The sequence below is a fragment of the Dactylosporangium maewongense genome (assembly GCF_039531485.1).
Classification (GTDB): Bacteria; Actinomycetota; Actinomycetes; order Mycobacteriales; family Micromonosporaceae; genus Dactylosporangium; species Dactylosporangium maewongense.
In genome coordinates this window covers 141,190-157,129 of sequence record NZ_BAAAQD010000007.1, presented here as the reverse complement: position 1 = coordinate 157,129, position 15,940 = coordinate 141,190, and the positions used below count along the sequence as shown (strand labels likewise).

The following is a 15,940-nucleotide window of genomic DNA, read 5'->3' as shown; positions in this document are numbered from 1 at the left end:
AGGGTCAGGGGCTCGGACGCTGGTCTGGTAGGACTTGCGGGTGCGTGATGACCAGCGGGCGGCGCTCGCGCTGATGGGCGAGCGCTTCCCGCTCGTCGAGGAGCGCTTCCGCCGCGTCTACAACCTTCGCCTGCCGCGCCACGTCGCGGTCTTCGCCGCCTTCTGGCACAGCCTCGACGGCGCGGAGCGATCGGCGGTTTGGGGAGGACTCGGCCTGCGCACAGGGGGCATCGCGGCGCTGTTCGCCGACGGCGGCCTGTCCCTGAGTGCGCGCGACGGCCTGGACGAGCGACTGGATCACCGCTACCGGCGCGACCCGCCCGAGCTCGTCACGATCATGGGCGGCGACTCGGACGGCCTGCACTACGGCCTGTGGTACGACGATCCCGCCGACCTGCCCACTTTCGTCGCGTACAACTGGGCCCGCGACACCGCGGAGACCTGGACGAACGGCTGGGTGACGATGCTCGGCCAGACGTACGGCCTGCTGCAGAAGGTCCGCAGCGACCGCGAGCGCGACGACCCGGCGCACTACGAGGGCGCGGAGCCGCTCGAGCCGGCCGAGGACGCGCTGAACGCCTTCGCCGACGCGGACGCCGAGGCGCTCGCGCAGGACGGTCCGCGCCGCTGGGCGACGGCCGACCGCCCGGACGGCGGCGTCACGATCGGACCGGCCCTGCCACCGGACGCCGGCGACCCGCGTGCGGGCCGCGCGGACGAGCGCATCACGTTGTACCGCGACCCGGAGACAGCGGCGTCGATCATCGCCGAGGCTCGCGCCGAGCTGGCGGCCGGCCAGCCCGCGTACGCGCTCGTCGTGGGCCGCGAGCTGCACTGGTTCGACGCCGACGACCACCGGGCCGAGGCGACGGAGCTGCTCGTGGGCGCATACCGGGCGCTGGGCCGCGACGCCCTGGCCGACATCGCCGAGGTGCACCACGCGAACCGCAATCTGCGATCGGTGGACGTCCTCGCGCCCTGAACCCTTACGCTGCAACGGGTTTCAACGAGGAGGGCGTGGGGTGGAGTCAGGTGGGGACCTTCTCCGATTGCTGGAGGTCGGCGTGGGCGTCGTACGCGTGGATCCAGCTGACCATCTCGGGGAGGTTGGTGAGGCGTTCGTTGCGGGCCTGGGCTTCGGGGCCGTCGGGGACCTGGAAGCACTTGGCGTTGCCGCGGGAGCCGAGCTGGAGCTGGCGGGCGCGGGGTTTGCGGAGGGTCTCGTACGCGGCGAGGGCCTCGTTGACCGGGAGGTCGCGGCGCAGGAAATGGGCGAGGACGGCGACGTCCTCGACGGCCTGGTTGCTGCCCTGGCCGGCGTGGGGAAGCATCGGGTGGGCGGCGTCGCCGACGAGGGTGACGCGGCCGGTGCTCCACTGGCGCAGCGGCTCACGGTCGAAGAGGGCCCAGCGGCCGGTGTCCTCGACGGCGCCGAGCATCGTGAGGACGGTGTCGTTGAAGCCTTCGAAGGCGGCGACCGCCTGGGTCGCGTCGCCCTTCGCGGACCAGGACTCGTCGGTCCAGGCCGCGTCGCGGGTGTAGGCCACGAAGTTGATCAGCTCGCCGCGGCGGACGGGGTAGACGACGAGGTGGCTGGTGGGGCCGAGGAAGAACGTGAGGCCCATGGAGGAGCCGCCGGGGACCTTGTCGATCGGGACGAGGCCGCGGAAGCAGCTCATGCCGGCGAAGACGGCCTCGTCGGGGCCGGCGACGTGCTGGCGGACGGTCGAGCGGACGCCGTCGGCGCCGATGAGGACGTCGGCGGTGGTGGTCGTGCCGTCGGCGAAGGTGATGGTGACGTCGTCGGGCGTCTCGGCGATCGTGGCGCAGCGCTTGCCGAGGTGGACCTCGCCGCCGGTGGCGCGGAACGCGTCGAGCAGTACCTGCTGGAGGTCGGCGCGGTGCAGGCCGAGGAACGGGGCGCCGAAGCGGGCGGTGTACCAGTCGCCCATGGGGTGCTCGTAGAAGATCTCGCCGGTACGCCACTCGTGGAACTGGATGCGCTGGAGGTCGGAGCCGACCTCGCGCAGCGCCGGGCCGAGCCCGAGGGCGTCCATCAGCCGGGTGCCGTTGGCGCCGAGCGACACGCCCGCGCCGATCGCGCTGAAGGTGGCGGCCTGGTCGTACACCTCGACCTCATGACCATCAGCGTGCAGGGCGATCGCGGCGGTGAGGCCACCGATCCCAGATCCGATGACTACGACCCGTGACGTCATGGTGCCCTCTCGACTCGCGTCCTGCTTGTCGGTATTGCGGAACAGCGACGGGAGCCTATCACCGCGGTGGATGAACGAAAGGCGGCCCGGGACGGCCGGGTAGCCTTGCCCGGTGCGTACGGCGGACGAACAGATCAAGGCGGTGCTCGACGGCAGCGTCGGGTACGAGCGCGGGCTCGACGCGCTGACCGTCGCGCCCGCCGCCGACGTCGACCCGGCGCTCTTCGCCGCCGTGCGGTCCGCCTGCTCGCGGCTGTTCGAGCGCGGCTGGCAGCCCGGTGAGCTGCACCGGGTCGCGGGGCGGCGCGGCACCGTGGCGCACACCCAGCTCGTGACCGACGCCGTCGCGGCGCACCTGCGGCAGTTCAAGCCCGCGCTGGTCGACCCGCGCTGGCGGGCCCAGGCCGACGCGCTCGGCGCGACCGTCTGGTGGGGGGCCGACGAGCGCTACCTCGACGGGCTCGCCGCGCGGTGGCGGGTCGACCGGGTCGAGGTGCTCGACACGGTGCTGGTGCTGCTGGGCATCCTGCGCACCCTGCCGCCGATCGAGGTGCTGGCCCCGCCGCCCGGCACCGTACAGGCGGCGGCCGCGAGACCGAGCAATGTCGACGTGCGGCTGCTGGACAGGGTGCGGGCGCTGCTCGCGAAGGCGGAGTCCACGACGTACCCGGCGGAGGCGGAGACCTACACGGCGAAGGCGCAGGAGCTCGTCGCCCGGCACAGCATCGACGAGGCGCTGCTCGTCGCCCGCGGCGCCGCGACGGACGTGGTGCCGTTCGCCCGGCGGATCGGCGTCGACCACCCGTACGAGAGCGAGAAGGCCGCCCTGCTCGACGCCGTCGCGGGGGCGAACCGCTGCCATGCGGTGTGGTCGCCGGAGCTCGGGTTCGCGACCGTGTTCGGGTTCGACACCGACATCGACGCGGTCGACCTGTTGCACACGTCGCTGCTGGTACAGGCGAACCGGGCCATGTCCGCGGCGGAGCCACCCGGGGGCAAGGCGGGGCGAGCGCGGCTGAAGACGTTCCGCCAGTCGTTCCTCGTCGGGTTCGCCGTCCGGATCGGCGAGCGCCTCAGCCAGGCCGTCGCGTCCGCCGCGCTCCCCCCGGACACCGCCTCCGACCTGCTGCCGGTCCTCGCCGCCCGGGACGCGCAGGTGCGCGAGACGATGGAGCGGGTGTTCCCGCGTACCGTCCGCGGCCGCGGCACCAGAGTGGACAGCGACGAGGGCTGGGACTCCGGCCGCGCCGCCGCCGACCGGGCGGCGCTGCACCGGAGCTGAGAGGATTCTCAGGGTCCCGCCGGGGTCGCGCCCTGATGCCGCTCGGGATCGATCGTTGCGAACCTGCCTGTATGACCCCATTGCTGGTACGCCTCGGCGCCCCCGTCCTGCTGTTCGTCTACGGCACCCTCCGGCTCATCGACGGGCGCGACGGCCACCACGACAAGGACGGCGCCCTGTGGAACGTCGGGCACGTCTGCTTCTTCATCGCGTTCGTGCTGCTGGCGGCGCTGACCGTGCACGCTTACCGGGCGCTGCACCGGCACCGGGGTGTCGCCCTGCCGGCGGTCGCCGCCGCGCTCTTCGGCGCCGGCTGTTTCCTGTGGGTGATCGTCGGGGACATCTTCGCGTCGTTCCCCGGGCTGCCGGACGCGCTGCAGGTCGTCGGCCCGGCACTGTTCCAGCTCGGGATGCTGGCGTTGCTGGTGCTGCTGGTGCTGGCGCGGCGCGCGCCGTGGTGGAGCCCGGCGCTGGTGGTGGCGGCGTTCGCGGCGATCGGGGTGAACCTGGACCTGATCCCGCTCGCGGCGGTCCTGCTGTTCGCGGGTCTGCTGCCGCTCGGCCGCCCCGCCGCCGCTATGCCTGCCGGCGCCGCCTGAGGGTCGCTGCCGCGATCCAGTTCCAGGCGATGGCGACGCCGAGGAACAGGGTCAGTGCTCCGCCGGTGCCGCCGGTCATCGCCCACGCGAGGCCGAGCGCGAACAGTACACCCGCGAAACGCCCTGAAACGGCCCAGCCGACCTGGCCGGTCCGGCGGAACCCGGCCGCGAGCACGAAACAGAGCGCGATCATCGAGAAGAACGACACGCTGGCGCCGGCATTGTGCACGATCATGTGGCCGCTCATCGTGGTCAGGCGACCCTCGGGGGTGCCGAGCGGGAAGCCGTCGCTCGCGTCCATCCGGAACACGGCCGCGATGAGCAGCCCCACCCCGATGGCCGCGTGCAGTGCTCTTGTGGCTTTCGCGGCTCCTGTACCGGCGGCCGCCGCCACGCTGAGCAGCCCCACCACCACGAAGCTGGTGGTCTGCACCCAGCCGAGGTCGCCCAGGGCGAGCATGCTGACGGGGTGGCGGGTGATGTCGTACCCGTCGCGGGTGGCCGCCTGCACGACCGCCGCGACGGTGAACAGGGGCGCCGCGAGGATCCCGGCGTTCGCCAGGGCGCTGAGGGTGCTGACTCGGTCGGTGCTGACGGTGTCGAGCATGATCGGATCCTTCCGGTTGCGTTTTCGCTCACTGACGCGTCGAACGGCTCCCCGGTTTTTCGACACGTCCGTTGAACCGGTCCAGGCGGCGGTGCGTGGACGCGGGGTATGCGGATCCTCTTCACCGCGTGCCCGATGTTCGGCCACGTCAACCCGGTCCTGCCGCTGGTCCTCGCCGCCCGCGCCGCCGGCCACGACGTCGTGGTCGCGACCGGCCCCGACATGGCCGCCCGCCTCACCGTCCCCACCTGGGCCGTCGGCCCCTCACACCACGAGGCCGGCGGCGGTCCCGGGACGGACTGGCTCGCGTACTTCGCCTCGACCGCCCGCGCCCGCGCGGCCGACCTCATCCCGCGCGCCCTGGACTGGAAGCCCGACCTCGTGATCTCCGAGGACACCGAGCTGTCCGGCCCGGTCGCCGCCGCCGCGACCGGCGCCCGCCACGTCGTCCACGGCATCGGCATCATGCCGCCGATCCGGCTCTGGGCCGCGTTCGGCCCCGTCCTCGACGGCCTGTTCGACCAGTTCGGCGTGCCCGGCACGAGCGCCGGTCACCGCGCCGCCACGTACCTCGAACTGTGCCCGCCGTCCCTGCGCCCCGCGGACCCCGCTGCCGGACGGATCTGGCCCACCACGCTCCCGCTGCGCCCCGTCGCCGGCACCCCCTCCGGCTCCGAACAGCTGCCCGCTTCCCTCGATTCGCTGCCGTACGAGCAGACCGTCCACCTCACCCTCGGCACCGTCTTCCACGCCAACCGCAACGTCCTGCACACCGCGATCGCCGCCCTGTCAGCGCTGCCCGTGAACGTGGTCGCCACCGTCGGCCCCGACGTCGACCCCGCCGGCTTCGGCCGCCAGCCTGCGCACGTGGTGCTCGCCCCGTACCTGCCGCACACCCTGCTCCTCCCCCGCTGCACCGCCGTCGTCTCCCAGGCCGGCGCCGGCATCATGTTCGGCTCCCTCGCCCACGGCCTGCCCCACCTGGCCCTGCCACAGGGCGGCGACCAGTTCACCAACGCCGAGGCCATCGAGCTCTCAGGCACCGGCCTGGCCCTCCACCCCGCCGAGGTCACCGGCGCCGCGATCACCGACCGCCTCACCGAACTCCTGACCAACCCCACGTTCACCGCAGCCGCCGCAGCCGCCCGCACCGACCTCACCACCATGCCCGACGCCCCCACCGTCCTCACCACCCTGACCACCTCCCCCCACGGTTGATCGAACAGCAGATCCGCCACCCCCACAGCCAGACCACCTGTCGATCAAGCCCACCCACCCAACGCCATGACCGCGCCGACCCACCTTGATCCATGGACAGATCTGGCCGCCCCCACGACCAGATCCCTCCTTGGATCGATGCCGACGGCCACCACTTCGTCGAACGCAGCAGTCGCAACGCGAACCAGCACAACCGCGTGGCGCGGCGCTGCAGCGGGGGTAACCACGCCAGCGCTCGCGGGCTGTGCGTTGAACGGGCTGAACTGCGACGGCACGCCCGGGCAACGGCAACACGCTGGGAAATGGAACGGGTCGGCGACTGGAGAGGTCACTGCGCCGGGGCCGGCAAGCGGCGGCAGACAAGGGGCAGGGGGCCGGCGCGCGAGCCAGCTCGACGCGGGGCCAGCTCGACCCGGGCGGCGGTAGCAGGCTGGGCGGCAACGGGCTGAACTGCGACGGCACGCCCGGGCAACGGCGACAGGCTGGGAGATGGAACGGGGTGGACGGCGGCAGAGGTTACTGCGCGGGGAGCGGCGGCGGAGCAGGAGCAGGGCGGCGCCAGTCGCGGCGAGGAGGGCACCGGTGGTGGCGGCTGGCACGGTGGGTGGGATGCCGAGGTAGACGGTGATGCCGAGGATGCGGGACAGGCCCACGGGGCGGGCGGCACGGGGCGGGCGGCATGGGGCGGGGCGACTGCGCTGCGGCGGGGGTAACCACACACAGCGGCAGCGGGCTATGCGCCGAACGGGCTGGACGGCGACAACACGCTGGGCAGTGACGGCGGGCTGGGCTGCGGCTGCATGCCAAACAGCGGCAGCACGCTGGGCAGCGGTGGCGCGCAGGGCAGCGGCAGCGCACAGGGCAGCGGCAGCGCACAGGGCAGCGGTGGCAGGTGGTGGGAAGGGGTCACTGCGCGGGGGTCGGGAAACGACGGCGGCGGAGCAGGAGCAGGGTGGTGCCGGCTGCGGTGAGGAGGGCGCCGGTGGTGGTGGCGGCGGCTGGCAGGGTGGGTGGGATGCCGAGGTAGACGGTGATGCCGAGGATGCGGGACAGGCCCCACGGGAGGAGGGCGAGCTGGTCGTTCCACAAGGTGAGGGCGCGCTCCAGGCCGATGGCCGTCACGAGGGCGCCGAGCAGGGTGAGGGGGGTGCCGGCGACGAGCAGCAGGGTGGCGGTGACGTGGCGGCGGCGGAGGTGGTAGTGGTCGCGGAGGACGAGGGTGGTGGCCACGAAGAGCCAGCCGAAGGCGGCGAACGCCACGCAGATGTAGACCGCCCGGACCGTGGGGGCGGTCCAGAACTCCAGCCAGTAGTGGCCGGGGCCGCGGACGGCGAGAGCCGCCAGCAGGAGCAGGGAGCGCAGGAGGGCGACGCCGCCGATGGTGGCCCACAGGTGGAAGGGGTCACGGCGGCCGAGCAGGAGGCGGGCGGTGAGGGCGAACAGCAGCCACGCGCCGAGCGTCAGGACGAGGTGGGCGGGGGCGGCGAACCAGGTGTAGACCAAGCGGCTCAGGATCAGGGCCGTGGCGGGCACGGCCAGGACGAGGAAGCGGTCGGTGCCGGAGACCGCGGCGTCGAGGTGGGCGACGCGCCACGGGCGGGTGGCGCCGGTCCAGAGGGCGTGCAGGGCGGCCGGGCGGCGGAGGATCGCGCCGGCGACCAGGGCGGCCAGCAGGAGGACGAAGAGGGCCCTGGCCAGCCAGGCCATGAGCGGGTCGCGGTCGGCTCGGGTTGCGCCCAGGTCGGCGGCGGTGAAGTTGTAGGCGGGCAGGTCGACGTCGCCGCCGTAGCGGGTGACGTGGGCGTCGCGGGCCGACTCGTAGCGGCGCTCCGCCGCGCGCCACGCGTCGTAGGCGGCGGAGGAGCCGGTGTCGAGCCACTGGACGTGGCGCAGGACCATCGTGCGGTACGCGCCGAGCGTGCCGAACAGATCCGCCTCATAGGTCAGGGTGTCGAGCAGCTTCGCCCGCAGCACCGGATCGCGCCACGTGGCCGGGTCGGTCGCGGTGATCAGGGCGCGCATCCGCGCGGCGACCTCCACGGCCCGCTCCCCCTCGGCCACCGCCGCGTCCACGGCACCCGAGGCGGCCGTCACGGCGTAGATGCTGGTGAGGGCGGCCGAGTCGCCGGTGGCGATGTCCCACTCGAAGATCCACATCATGGGTGGCGGCTCGAGGCCCAGGGCGCGGACGGAGTGGTCGGCGTAGGCGCCGATGTAGAGGCCCTTCGTGACCGCCTCGCGGGAGAGGGCGAGCATCTCGCAGACGGCGGCGACGGTCGCGGGGTCGGACGAGAACGTCTGGCGGACCCAGTCGGCGGTCAGCTGCTCGGCCGGGGCGTCGGGGTCGTGGGCGAGGCGGCCCAGCGTGTAGGCGTTGAGGTCATACAGCTGCCAGAAGCCGGTCCGCAGGTAGAGCGTCATCGGGCCGGCGCGCAGCGGGCCGCCGTCCTGCGTCCAGGTCCAGACGCCCTCGACGTGCGGGTTGGCGGCCAGGAAGCGGCGCAGCGCCTGCTGGTGCAGGCCGGTCAGGTCGTTGGGCAGGGCGCCGAAGCCCTCGAACTCGCGCCGCGCCTGGAACTCCACGATCCGCCGGTGCGTGCCGGTCTCCAGCGTGCCGTTGAAGGGCAGGTGGCTGTAGAAGTCGCCGAGCGTGTACTTGGTGGAGACGATGAGGTGCGGGTCGTCGATGCCGCCGAGGACCTCCTCGTAGGAGGCCGGGTTGGTGTGCAGGTCGCCGACGGCGCCGACGCCGACGGTCCAGGTGCGGAAGATCAGGTCCTTGCCGGCGGTGCCGGCGGTGCCGAGCAGGGCGCGCAGCATGGCGCGGACCGCGTCGACGCCGGTGACGGCGAGCTTCGACGAGTAGTCCCAGCCGGGCTGCCGGTAGACGTCGCCGCCCTCGCCGATGCGGACCATGAGGCCGGAGACGAAGGGCATCGCCTGGAACAGCTCGGTGAGGCCCAGCTGGTACACCTGCCAGAAGCGCGGGTCGGCGACCTTGAGCCCGCCGAACTCCCGCTCCAGGTAGCGCTCCAGCGGCGGTGACACGGCCAGCATGTCGGTGAGCAGGTAGACCCGCATGCCGAGGTCGGCGGCGTGGCGGAAGACGGGGCCGAACGCCTCGACGAGCGCCTGCGCGCGGGCGATGTGGTCGTCGCCCGCCGGATAGACCGCGTGGCCGTCGCCGACCAGGGCGAACGTCACATACTCCAGGAAGCCGGGGACGACGACGCCGTTGTAGCCCTGGGCGAGGGAGTGCTCGACGAACTGCCGGAACTGCGCGTCGATGCGGGCGACGGCGGCCTGGTCGACCCACGGCGCGGCGGGCCGCAGGGCGCCGCCGACGACGTCGGTGTTGAGCGAATAGTCGGTGCCGGCGGCGAACGCGGCCGGGTCGGGCTCCCGGCCGACGGACCCGGCGTCGGTGAGCCGCAGCCCGAGCCGCGGCGCGAAGACGGCGGGGGCGCCGGTGAGATCAGGGGCGGGCAGCACCGCCGAGCCGGACCGGATCCGGTCGGCGACCGCATACAGGCCGGTGGCCGCGCCCGCGACGCCGGCGGCCTCGATCGTGATCGCCGTGCCGTCGCCGCCGAGCCGGTAGGCCTCCAGCGAGCTGCCGAACGGCGCGACGCCGACGACGACCCGCAACGGCATGCCGGGACCCTCGGCGGGCTCCTGGCCGATCGCGGGCGCGGGCAGGCCGCGCCGGACGAGCGCGTCGGCGACGGCCTTCGCGGCGAGGGTGAGCCGCGGCTCGGCCGGCACGCTGATCACGCTGATCGCCGGCGCCGCGACGAGCGGGGTGGCGGGCGCGGCGGCGGCCCGCTCGACCGGCACGGACACCGGGGCGAACGACAGCCCGAGCGCGCCGCCGACACCCCACGCCACCAGCGCGCCGAGCACCAGCAGCAGGAGAGCCGAAGTCACCACCCGTCGCATGCGGCACATCGTAGAGCCCGGGTCTGACACTTCCGCCAGTCAAATGAGAGAAAAATTCACCCCGCCCCGAAGCAGACGAAGCTGCCGGTGCTCGCCCGCACCGAGGGGTCGGCCGCCGCCTGCGCCAGGGCCAGGGCGGTCGCCGGCGGGTGGCCCACGCCGAGATGGCCGTACAGGTCGCGCATCAGCAGCCGCGTCGCGCCGTCGTCGACGGGCCCGGTGCTCGCGACGACGGTGGCCGTGCCCATGTTGAGCAGCGCCGCGACCAGCCCCATCAGCTCGTCACCGGGGTGCACCTCGGCGAGGCCCGTGTCGCAGCCCGACAGCACCAGCAGCGCGGGCGGCCGGCGCAGCGCCGACAGGTCGTACACGGTGAGCGGGCCGTCGGCGAGGAGGAGGAACGAGAACAGCGGGTTGTCCACCCGGAACTCGCCGTGCGAGGCGATGTGCCCGATCGCCGCGCCGTCGAGGGCGGCGAGCGCCGGCGCCACCCGGGCCCGCTCCCCCGCCAGCACGGTCGGCGGCACGCGTTGGTCACGGGCGATCTGCGCGACCTCGGCGGCCGCCTGCGCCGCGGACGGCGCGCCGACGAGCACCGTGGGCCCGTCGGCGGGCGGCTGGGTCGCGACCCGCCACCAGATCGCCGCGGACGGCGCGACGGTGATCGACCGCCCTCGCAGCCTGGGCAGCATCGTCCACGGCATCGCGTGCAGCGCACCGGTCGGCACGAGCACGAGCGGGCCGTCGCCGATCAGGTCGGCGACAGGGTCGAGCAGCAGCCGGTCGAGCGCACCGGCGCCCCGGTCGACGCGTTCTGCGCTGGTACCGCCGTGCCCGAGGATCTCCGCGCTGAGCGCGATCCGCAGGTGCTCGAGCTCCGCGGCCACCGGCGCGATCGGCCCGACGACGCGCCGCGCGACCCGGTGCCCGCCGGCCGAGGGGAACACCACCAGCGCGTGCAGGACGCCGTCGATGGCGAGCAGCTCGAACAGCACCCGCCCGTCCAGCGCGGCGGCCAGCGACGCGAACGGCACGTCCGTGCGCGCCGCGGGCCGCGAGCCGGGCACCCGCCAGGAGCGGCGCCGGATCTCCGCCTCCAGGGACCGCTGCCGCCGCAGCAGCCGCCCCGCGCGCTGCGGGCCGGCGGGCGCCGCGGCCAGCTCGCCGGTGATGCGGCGCAGCTCGGTGAGGGCCCGCGCGACGACCGGGTCGCTGGACGGGTGCGTCGGCGGCAGGGACAGCGCCGCCGACCGGCACCGCTGCGCCCAGGTGAGCGCCTCCCGCGGCCCGCCGTGGTCGAGGGCGAGCCGCAGCCTGAGCCCGGCGAGCGCGGCGGCCTCGACGCTGCCGCGCACGCGCAGCTCGGTGGCGCCGAGGCTGGCCCGGTACTCGTCGGCGATCCGCAGCCCGGCGGTCGCCGCCCGGGCCGCCTCGGCGGTCGCGCCGCGAGCGAGGTCCAGGCGGGCCCGGACGTGCGCCCACCGCACCCGCAGCGGCGCCGGGCCGAGTTTCGCCGCGGCCGCCGCCTCCTGCAGCAGGTCGGCGGCGGTGCCGTGCTCACCGAGGCCGACCGCGAGCTGCGCGGCGTCCAGCAGCGCCTCCCAGCCGGGATGGGGCCAGCCGGCGTCGACGAGGGCCCGCCCGGCGGTCCGCAGGTCCCGCAGCGTCCCGCGGTGCGCCCGGCCCGACGCGACGACCGCCGCCAGCTCCGCGACCCTGGCCCGGGCGATCCACACCGCGCGCTTCTGCCGCGCGAACACCTTCCGCGCCGCCGCGGCCGCCACCCGCGACTCGTCCGTGCCGAAAGTGCCGGAAGCGCCGGAAGCGCCGGAAGCGCCGGAAGCGCCGGGCGTGCCGGAAGCGCCGGAAACAGGGCCGGAGCCGCCGCTCGTGAGCAGCGCCAGCCGCGCCATCATCAGGTGCGCCTGGCCGAGCACCGAGTCGAGGTGTCCGTCGGTACAGGCGGCGATCGCCGCACGGATCGCCGTGCCGGCCTCGGGCAGCAGCCGCACCGACAGCAGCAGCTCCGCGCGGTCCAGGAGGCTGACGGCGTCGACGCCGGTCTTCCACAGCCGGTCGTGCGCCCGGTCGTAGCGGGCCAGGGCCGTCGGCACGTCGCCGGCCTGCGCCGCGACGAAGCCGAGGTTGTGCTCCACCTGCGCCGCGGCGGTCGACATCCCGAGCCGGTTGTACAGCGCCTGCGCCGCCCGCAGGTCGGCCTCGGCGAGACGGAGGTTGCCGCGGAAGCCGTGCAGCACCCCGCGGTTGGTCAGCGTGCGGGCCTCCCACACCGCGTCACCGGAGCGCCGGAACGCCCGCAGCGCATCCCGGTACAGCTCCATCGCCTCCCGCTCGAAGCCGAGCCGGCGCAGGATCAGGGCGCGCTGCATCGAGGCCCGGGCGCGGCGCTGCCCCTGCAGGTCGGCCATCGCCCGGTCGATCTCGCGCAGCGCCGCGGTGGGCCGGCCGAGATCGTCGAGGATGAGCGCGTGACTCATCCGGGACTCCGCCTCGTACTGCGTCAGCCGGTGACGCCGCGCGACCGCGATCGACGCGCGCAGATGCCGGTCCGCGCCCGCCGCGTCGTGCCGGGCCCGGGCGGCGAGGCCGAGCGTCCGCAGCGCCACCGCCTGCGCCGCGCGGTCACCGGCGCGCTGGGCGTCGCGCAACGCCGCGTCCGCGAGCATTTTGGCCTTGACGGGATCGGCCATCACAATCGGCAACAGCCGCTGCGCCAGCTCATCGGCGGTGGTGGACACCTCCGATGTGTATCACGGCGCCGCGCCGCCGTCTCTTGTCACCGGTCCGTCTCTAGCTGAGCACTGAGGAGCAAGCATGTCCGTTGCACGAGATCGTCTCGAACGGTGGCTGGCGACCCGCGACGCGCGCCTGTCCGGACTGCCGTGGCTGCGCACCGAGTCGCACGCCGGCCGGACCGTCCGGTTCGTCGCCGACGAGATCCTGGTCCAGGACGCGAGCACCGCGATCGCCCACCGCACCCTGGTCGGGCTCGGCCACCGCACCAGCGAGATCGCCGAGGATGAGCCGGCGTCCGGCCTGCGCCGCCTGCGCACGTCCGGCCTCGACGTCTCCGACGCCGTCCGCCGCCTGCGCGGCCAGCTGCCGCAGGGCTCCGTCGTCGGGGCCAACCACGTCTTCATGTCGACGCCGCACGAGCACGGCGGCCCGTTCGGCCCGCCGGTCGCGGTGGACGCCCCTTCGGCGAAGCTGATCTCGTCGGATCACGCGTCGCCGGTACGGGTCACCGTCATGGACACCGGCATCTGGCTGAACAGCCCGCTCCCGGAGGGCTGCTACACCGCGACGCCGGAGAACCACGAGACGGTCACCGACGGCGACGGAGACGGCATGCTCGACTCCGACGTCGGCCACGCCAACTTCATCGCCGGCGTCGTCGCGCAGGGCACCACCGGCGCGCAGGTCCGCATCGTGAAGGTCCTCGACAGCTTCGGCGTGTGCACCGAGGCCGACCTCGCCGCCGCGATCACCGCCCTCACCGACACCGACGTGCTCAACCTGTCCCTCGGCGGCTACTCGATCGGCGACCTGCCGCCCGCGGCGCTGTCCGCGGCCCTGCGGACGTTCCTCGCCGGCGGCGACCGGGTCGTGGTCGCGGCCGCCGGCAACAACGGCGTCGCCGACCGGCCGTTCTGGCCGGCCGCGTTCACCGCGAGCGGCGAGGCGTGGGCGGACCGGCTGCTCGCCGTCGCCGCGCACGACGGCACCGCGATCTGCGAGTGGAGCAACACCGGCCCGTGGGTGAGCGTCGCCGCGCCCGGCGCCGACGTCGTCAGCACGTACATCAACCATGACCTGTTCAGCAGCGGCTGGGCGGCGTGGAGCGGCACGTCGTTCGCCACGCCGAAGGTCGTCGCCGCGGTCGTCGACCGGGTCGCGACCGCCGGCTCGGTCACCGCCGCGGCCGCCGCCGTCCGCGCCGAGGCGCAGGGCAGCATGGTGGGCGGCTACCCGGCGCTGCACTGAACCACCGGCACGACGCGGCACCGCACTTGAACCACCGGCGCGACGCGGCGCTGTACTGAACCACCGGCGCGACGCGCCACCACGCTTGAACCACCGGCGCGACGGCGGCGCCGCGCTTGAACCAACGACGCAACGGCGGCGCCGCGCTTGGACCACGGGCGCGGCGCTGAAACACCGGCGCGGTGCTGCGACACCGGGGCGGAGCTGCGCCGACGCGCCGACGGGAACAGGGCCGCGACACCGGCCGGCGCGGCGTTGACACGCCGTGGTGCACTGTTGCCCGTGATCGAAGCGGAGGAGCCCGACCGTCCCGCGTGGCTGACCCCGGAGCGGGACGAGGAGCCGGCCGGCCCGGGCTCCCGGCTGACGCTGCTGCTCATCGCCGGCGGCGCGGCGATCCTCGTCCTCGTCGCCGGCCTGGCCGCGTTCGCCCTGCTCGGCTCGTCCTCCGAGCCGAACCGGCCGCGCCCCAGGTCGGCGGCGGCCGAGCCCGTGGTGGCGGTCGCCGCCTCGACGGCACCGGCCGGGGCCACGAGCCCGCCGGCCGCGGAGCAGAGCGCCACGCCCAAGACGTCGCCGGCCAAGCCGCACGTCACCGCGGCGCGGATCAGCCTCGAGCCGGCGAGCGTCACCGGCCCCTGCCCCCGCTCGACGAAGTACATCAGGGTCAAGGTCACCGTCACGATCACGGTCTCCAGCCCCGACGTCCGGCTGCGGTACACCGTCGACGGCGGCAACGAGCACGGCGCCACGCTGCGGTCGAAGACCTTCACCGACAGCTGGGAGGCGGAGGTCCGGCGGGCGGCCGGCACCTCCACCACCACGCTGCAGGTGATCGCGCCCAGCACCGCCTCCGACACGGCGACCTTCACGTACACCTGCAACTGAGAGTTCAGATAGAACACCAGTTCGAACATGAATGTTCGTGAATACCGCACGATTGGTTACGCTCGATGGACCAAGAGTGACGGGACTGACGAATGCCATGATCACCGAAGGCACGCTGCTGGTGCACTGCTCGGCCAACCAGGCGCTGCGCTGCGCGCCGATCGCCGAGCGCCCCGGCGCGGGTCTCGTCATCTCACCGTTCCAGCGGGACGAGGCGGGCCTGCTCGCCACCGCCGCGTACCTGCTGCGCCAACGCCACTTCGAGGCGCCGCTGCTGCTCGACGCGGCCCGCTACGCCGGACCGGCCCGGCTGCCGGCGAGCGCGCCGTTCAACCCGCGCTGGCTGCGCCGCCAGCGGGAGCTGGGCGTGCCCGTGCTCACCGACTCCGGGTACGTCGACAGCGGCGACGAGCCGGGCCTCGCCGGCATCCTGCACCGCGCCGCGGTCCTGCCCGACACGATCGCCGTCCTGCCGCTGCACCCGATCTGGCTCCAGGACCGCCTGCACCGCACCGTCCTGACCGGTCACATCCGCGCCGCGGGCGGCCCCGTCGCGCTGGTGCTGGAGGCGAGCCGCGACCCCTTCGCCCTGCCCGGCGTGGTGGAAGGGCTCCTCGCGGTCCTCGGCTGCGGGGTGCCGACGCTGCTGCTGCGCTGCGACGTGTCGGCGCTCGGCGCGCTGTGCCACGGCGCCGCGGCCGCCGCGGTCGGCACCGTGGCGGGCCTGCGCCATCTGACGCCCCGGCCCGCGCCCCAGTCCGGTCCGGTGGCGCGTGGCTTCCGGCCGGCGGCGCCGTCCGCGGTGTTCGCGCCGGCGCTGTCGTACCGCCGCATCAACGCCATCTCGAGGGCGCGCCGCCGCCATCCCGACCCCGGCCTCTTCGGGTGCGCGTGCACCGTCTGCGACGGCCGCGACGTCGACTGGATGGCCGAGCTGGACGACCGCGAGCGGGAGGTGCCCGCGTTCGAGCACTCGATCCGCGTCCTGCAGGACCTCCGCGACGAGCTGCTGCGCTCGGCCGACACCGCCCCGGCGAGCTGGACGGCGCACTGCACGGACGCCGTCTACCGCTCCCGCGAGCTCGGCTGGGACCCCGCCCCGATGCTCCGCCACTGGCAGCGCCACCAGTCCCCCGGCGCCACCGTCACCCGCCTGACCGCATGACCCGCACCGCCCGCCGGACCG

11 protein-coding genes are annotated in these 15,940 nt (G+C 74.4%); 7 read left to right on the top strand and 4 right to left on the bottom strand.

Annotated elements, in window-relative coordinates; genetic code table 11:
* Positions 1 to 40: 40 nt before the first annotated feature.
* Positions 41 to 982 carry an ADP-ribosylation family protein gene (locus tag ABD332_RS19500; RefSeq protein ID WP_344503404.1) on the top strand — a complete coding sequence of 314 codons (942 nt, stop codon included), beginning with the start codon at positions 41 to 43 and terminating at the stop codon, positions 980 to 982.
* Positions 983 to 1,028: 46 nt separating this feature from the next.
* On the opposite strand, the gene ABD332_RS19495 is transcribed toward ABD332_RS19500, so the two are convergent.
* Entirely contained in the window at positions 1,029 to 2,216 is a 1,188-nt protein-coding gene (locus ABD332_RS19495; RefSeq protein WP_344503403.1) for an FAD-dependent monooxygenase, read from the bottom strand.
* 112 nt (positions 2,217 to 2,328) lie between these two features.
* Between ABD332_RS19495 and ABD332_RS19490 the strand changes: the two genes are divergently transcribed.
* Together ABD332_RS19490 and ABD332_RS19485 are read left to right on the top strand one after the other, a co-directional pair.
* Entirely contained in the window at positions 2,329 to 3,498 is a 1,170-nt protein-coding gene (locus tag ABD332_RS19490) for a DUF2786 domain-containing protein (protein ID WP_344503402.1), read from the top strand.
* 71 nt (positions 3,499 to 3,569) lie between these two features.
* A complete protein-coding gene (locus ABD332_RS19485; protein WP_344503401.1) occupies positions 3,570 to 4,097 on the top strand; it encodes a hypothetical protein in 528 nt (175 codons plus the stop codon).
* Here the strand turns inward: ABD332_RS19485 and ABD332_RS19480 are convergent.
* Positions 4,075 to 4,704 (bottom strand): DUF998 domain-containing protein, encoded by a 630-nt coding sequence (locus ABD332_RS19480; RefSeq protein WP_344503400.1) that lies wholly within the window; start codon positions 4,702 to 4,704, stop codon positions 4,075 to 4,077. The two genes, ABD332_RS19485 and ABD332_RS19480, sit on opposite strands and share 23 nt — an antisense overlap.
* A 108-nt stretch (positions 4,705 to 4,812) precedes the next feature.
* Between ABD332_RS19480 and ABD332_RS19475 the strand changes: the two genes are divergently transcribed.
* On the top strand, positions 4,813 to 5,922 hold the full coding sequence (locus ABD332_RS19475) for a glycosyltransferase (protein WP_344503399.1): 1,110 nt from the start codon (positions 4,813 to 4,815) through the stop codon (positions 5,920 to 5,922).
* Positions 5,923 to 6,828: 906 nt separating this feature from the next.
* Here ABD332_RS19475 and ABD332_RS19470 read toward each other — a convergent pair.
* Both ABD332_RS19470 and ABD332_RS19465 read right to left on the bottom strand, forming a co-directional pair.
* A complete protein-coding gene (locus tag ABD332_RS19470) occupies positions 6,829 to 9,861 on the bottom strand; it encodes a hypothetical protein (RefSeq protein WP_344503398.1) in 3,033 nt (1,010 codons plus the stop codon).
* Positions 9,862 to 9,917: 56 nt separating this feature from the next.
* Entirely contained in the window at positions 9,918 to 12,620 is a 2,703-nt protein-coding gene (locus ABD332_RS19465; RefSeq protein WP_344503397.1) for a CHAT domain-containing protein, read from the bottom strand.
* A gap of 76 nt (positions 12,621 to 12,696) precedes the next feature.
* Between ABD332_RS19465 and ABD332_RS19460 the strand changes: the two genes are divergently transcribed.
* The 3 genes from ABD332_RS19460 (at position 12,697) to ABD332_RS19450 (ending at position 15,919) form a co-directional block, all read left to right on the top strand.
* A complete protein-coding gene (locus ABD332_RS19460) occupies positions 12,697 to 13,866 on the top strand; it encodes a S8 family peptidase (RefSeq protein WP_344503396.1) in 1,170 nt (389 codons plus the stop codon).
* Positions 13,867 to 14,148: 282 nt separating this feature from the next.
* Positions 14,149 to 14,754, top strand: a complete 606-nt coding sequence (locus ABD332_RS19455) for a flagellar basal body-associated FliL family protein (RefSeq protein WP_344503395.1) — start codon at positions 14,149 to 14,151, stop codon at positions 14,752 to 14,754.
* A gap of 76 nt (positions 14,755 to 14,830) precedes the next feature.
* Complete coding sequence (locus tag ABD332_RS19450) at positions 14,831 to 15,919, top strand: hypothetical protein (protein WP_344503394.1); 1,089 nt, start codon at positions 14,831 to 14,833, stop codon at positions 15,917 to 15,919.
* The last annotated feature ends 21 nt before the right edge of the window (positions 15,920 to 15,940 follow it).

What these genes read in the sequence shown, in the direction of transcription:
- ABD332_RS19495 (WP_344503403.1), bottom strand. Translation starts at nt 2,216, where the DNA reads ATGACGTCACGGGTCGTAGTCATCGGATCTGGGATCGGTGGCCTCACC.
- ABD332_RS19485 (WP_344503401.1), top strand. Translation starts at nt 3,570, where the DNA reads ATGACCCCATTGCTGGTACGCCTCGGCGCCCCCGTCCTGCTGTTCGTC.
- ABD332_RS19480 (WP_344503400.1), bottom strand. Translation starts at nt 4,704, where the DNA reads ATGCTCGACACCGTCAGCACCGACCGAGTCAGCACCCTCAGCGCCCTG.
- ABD332_RS19475 (WP_344503399.1), top strand. Translation starts at nt 4,813, where the DNA reads ATGCGGATCCTCTTCACCGCGTGCCCGATGTTCGGCCACGTCAACCCG.
- ABD332_RS19470 (WP_344503398.1), bottom strand. Translation starts at nt 9,861, where the DNA reads ATGCGACGGGTGGTGACTTCGGCTCTCCTGCTGCTGGTGCTCGGCGCG.
- ABD332_RS19460 (WP_344503396.1), top strand. Translation starts at nt 12,697, where the DNA reads ATGTCCGTTGCACGAGATCGTCTCGAACGGTGGCTGGCGACCCGCGAC.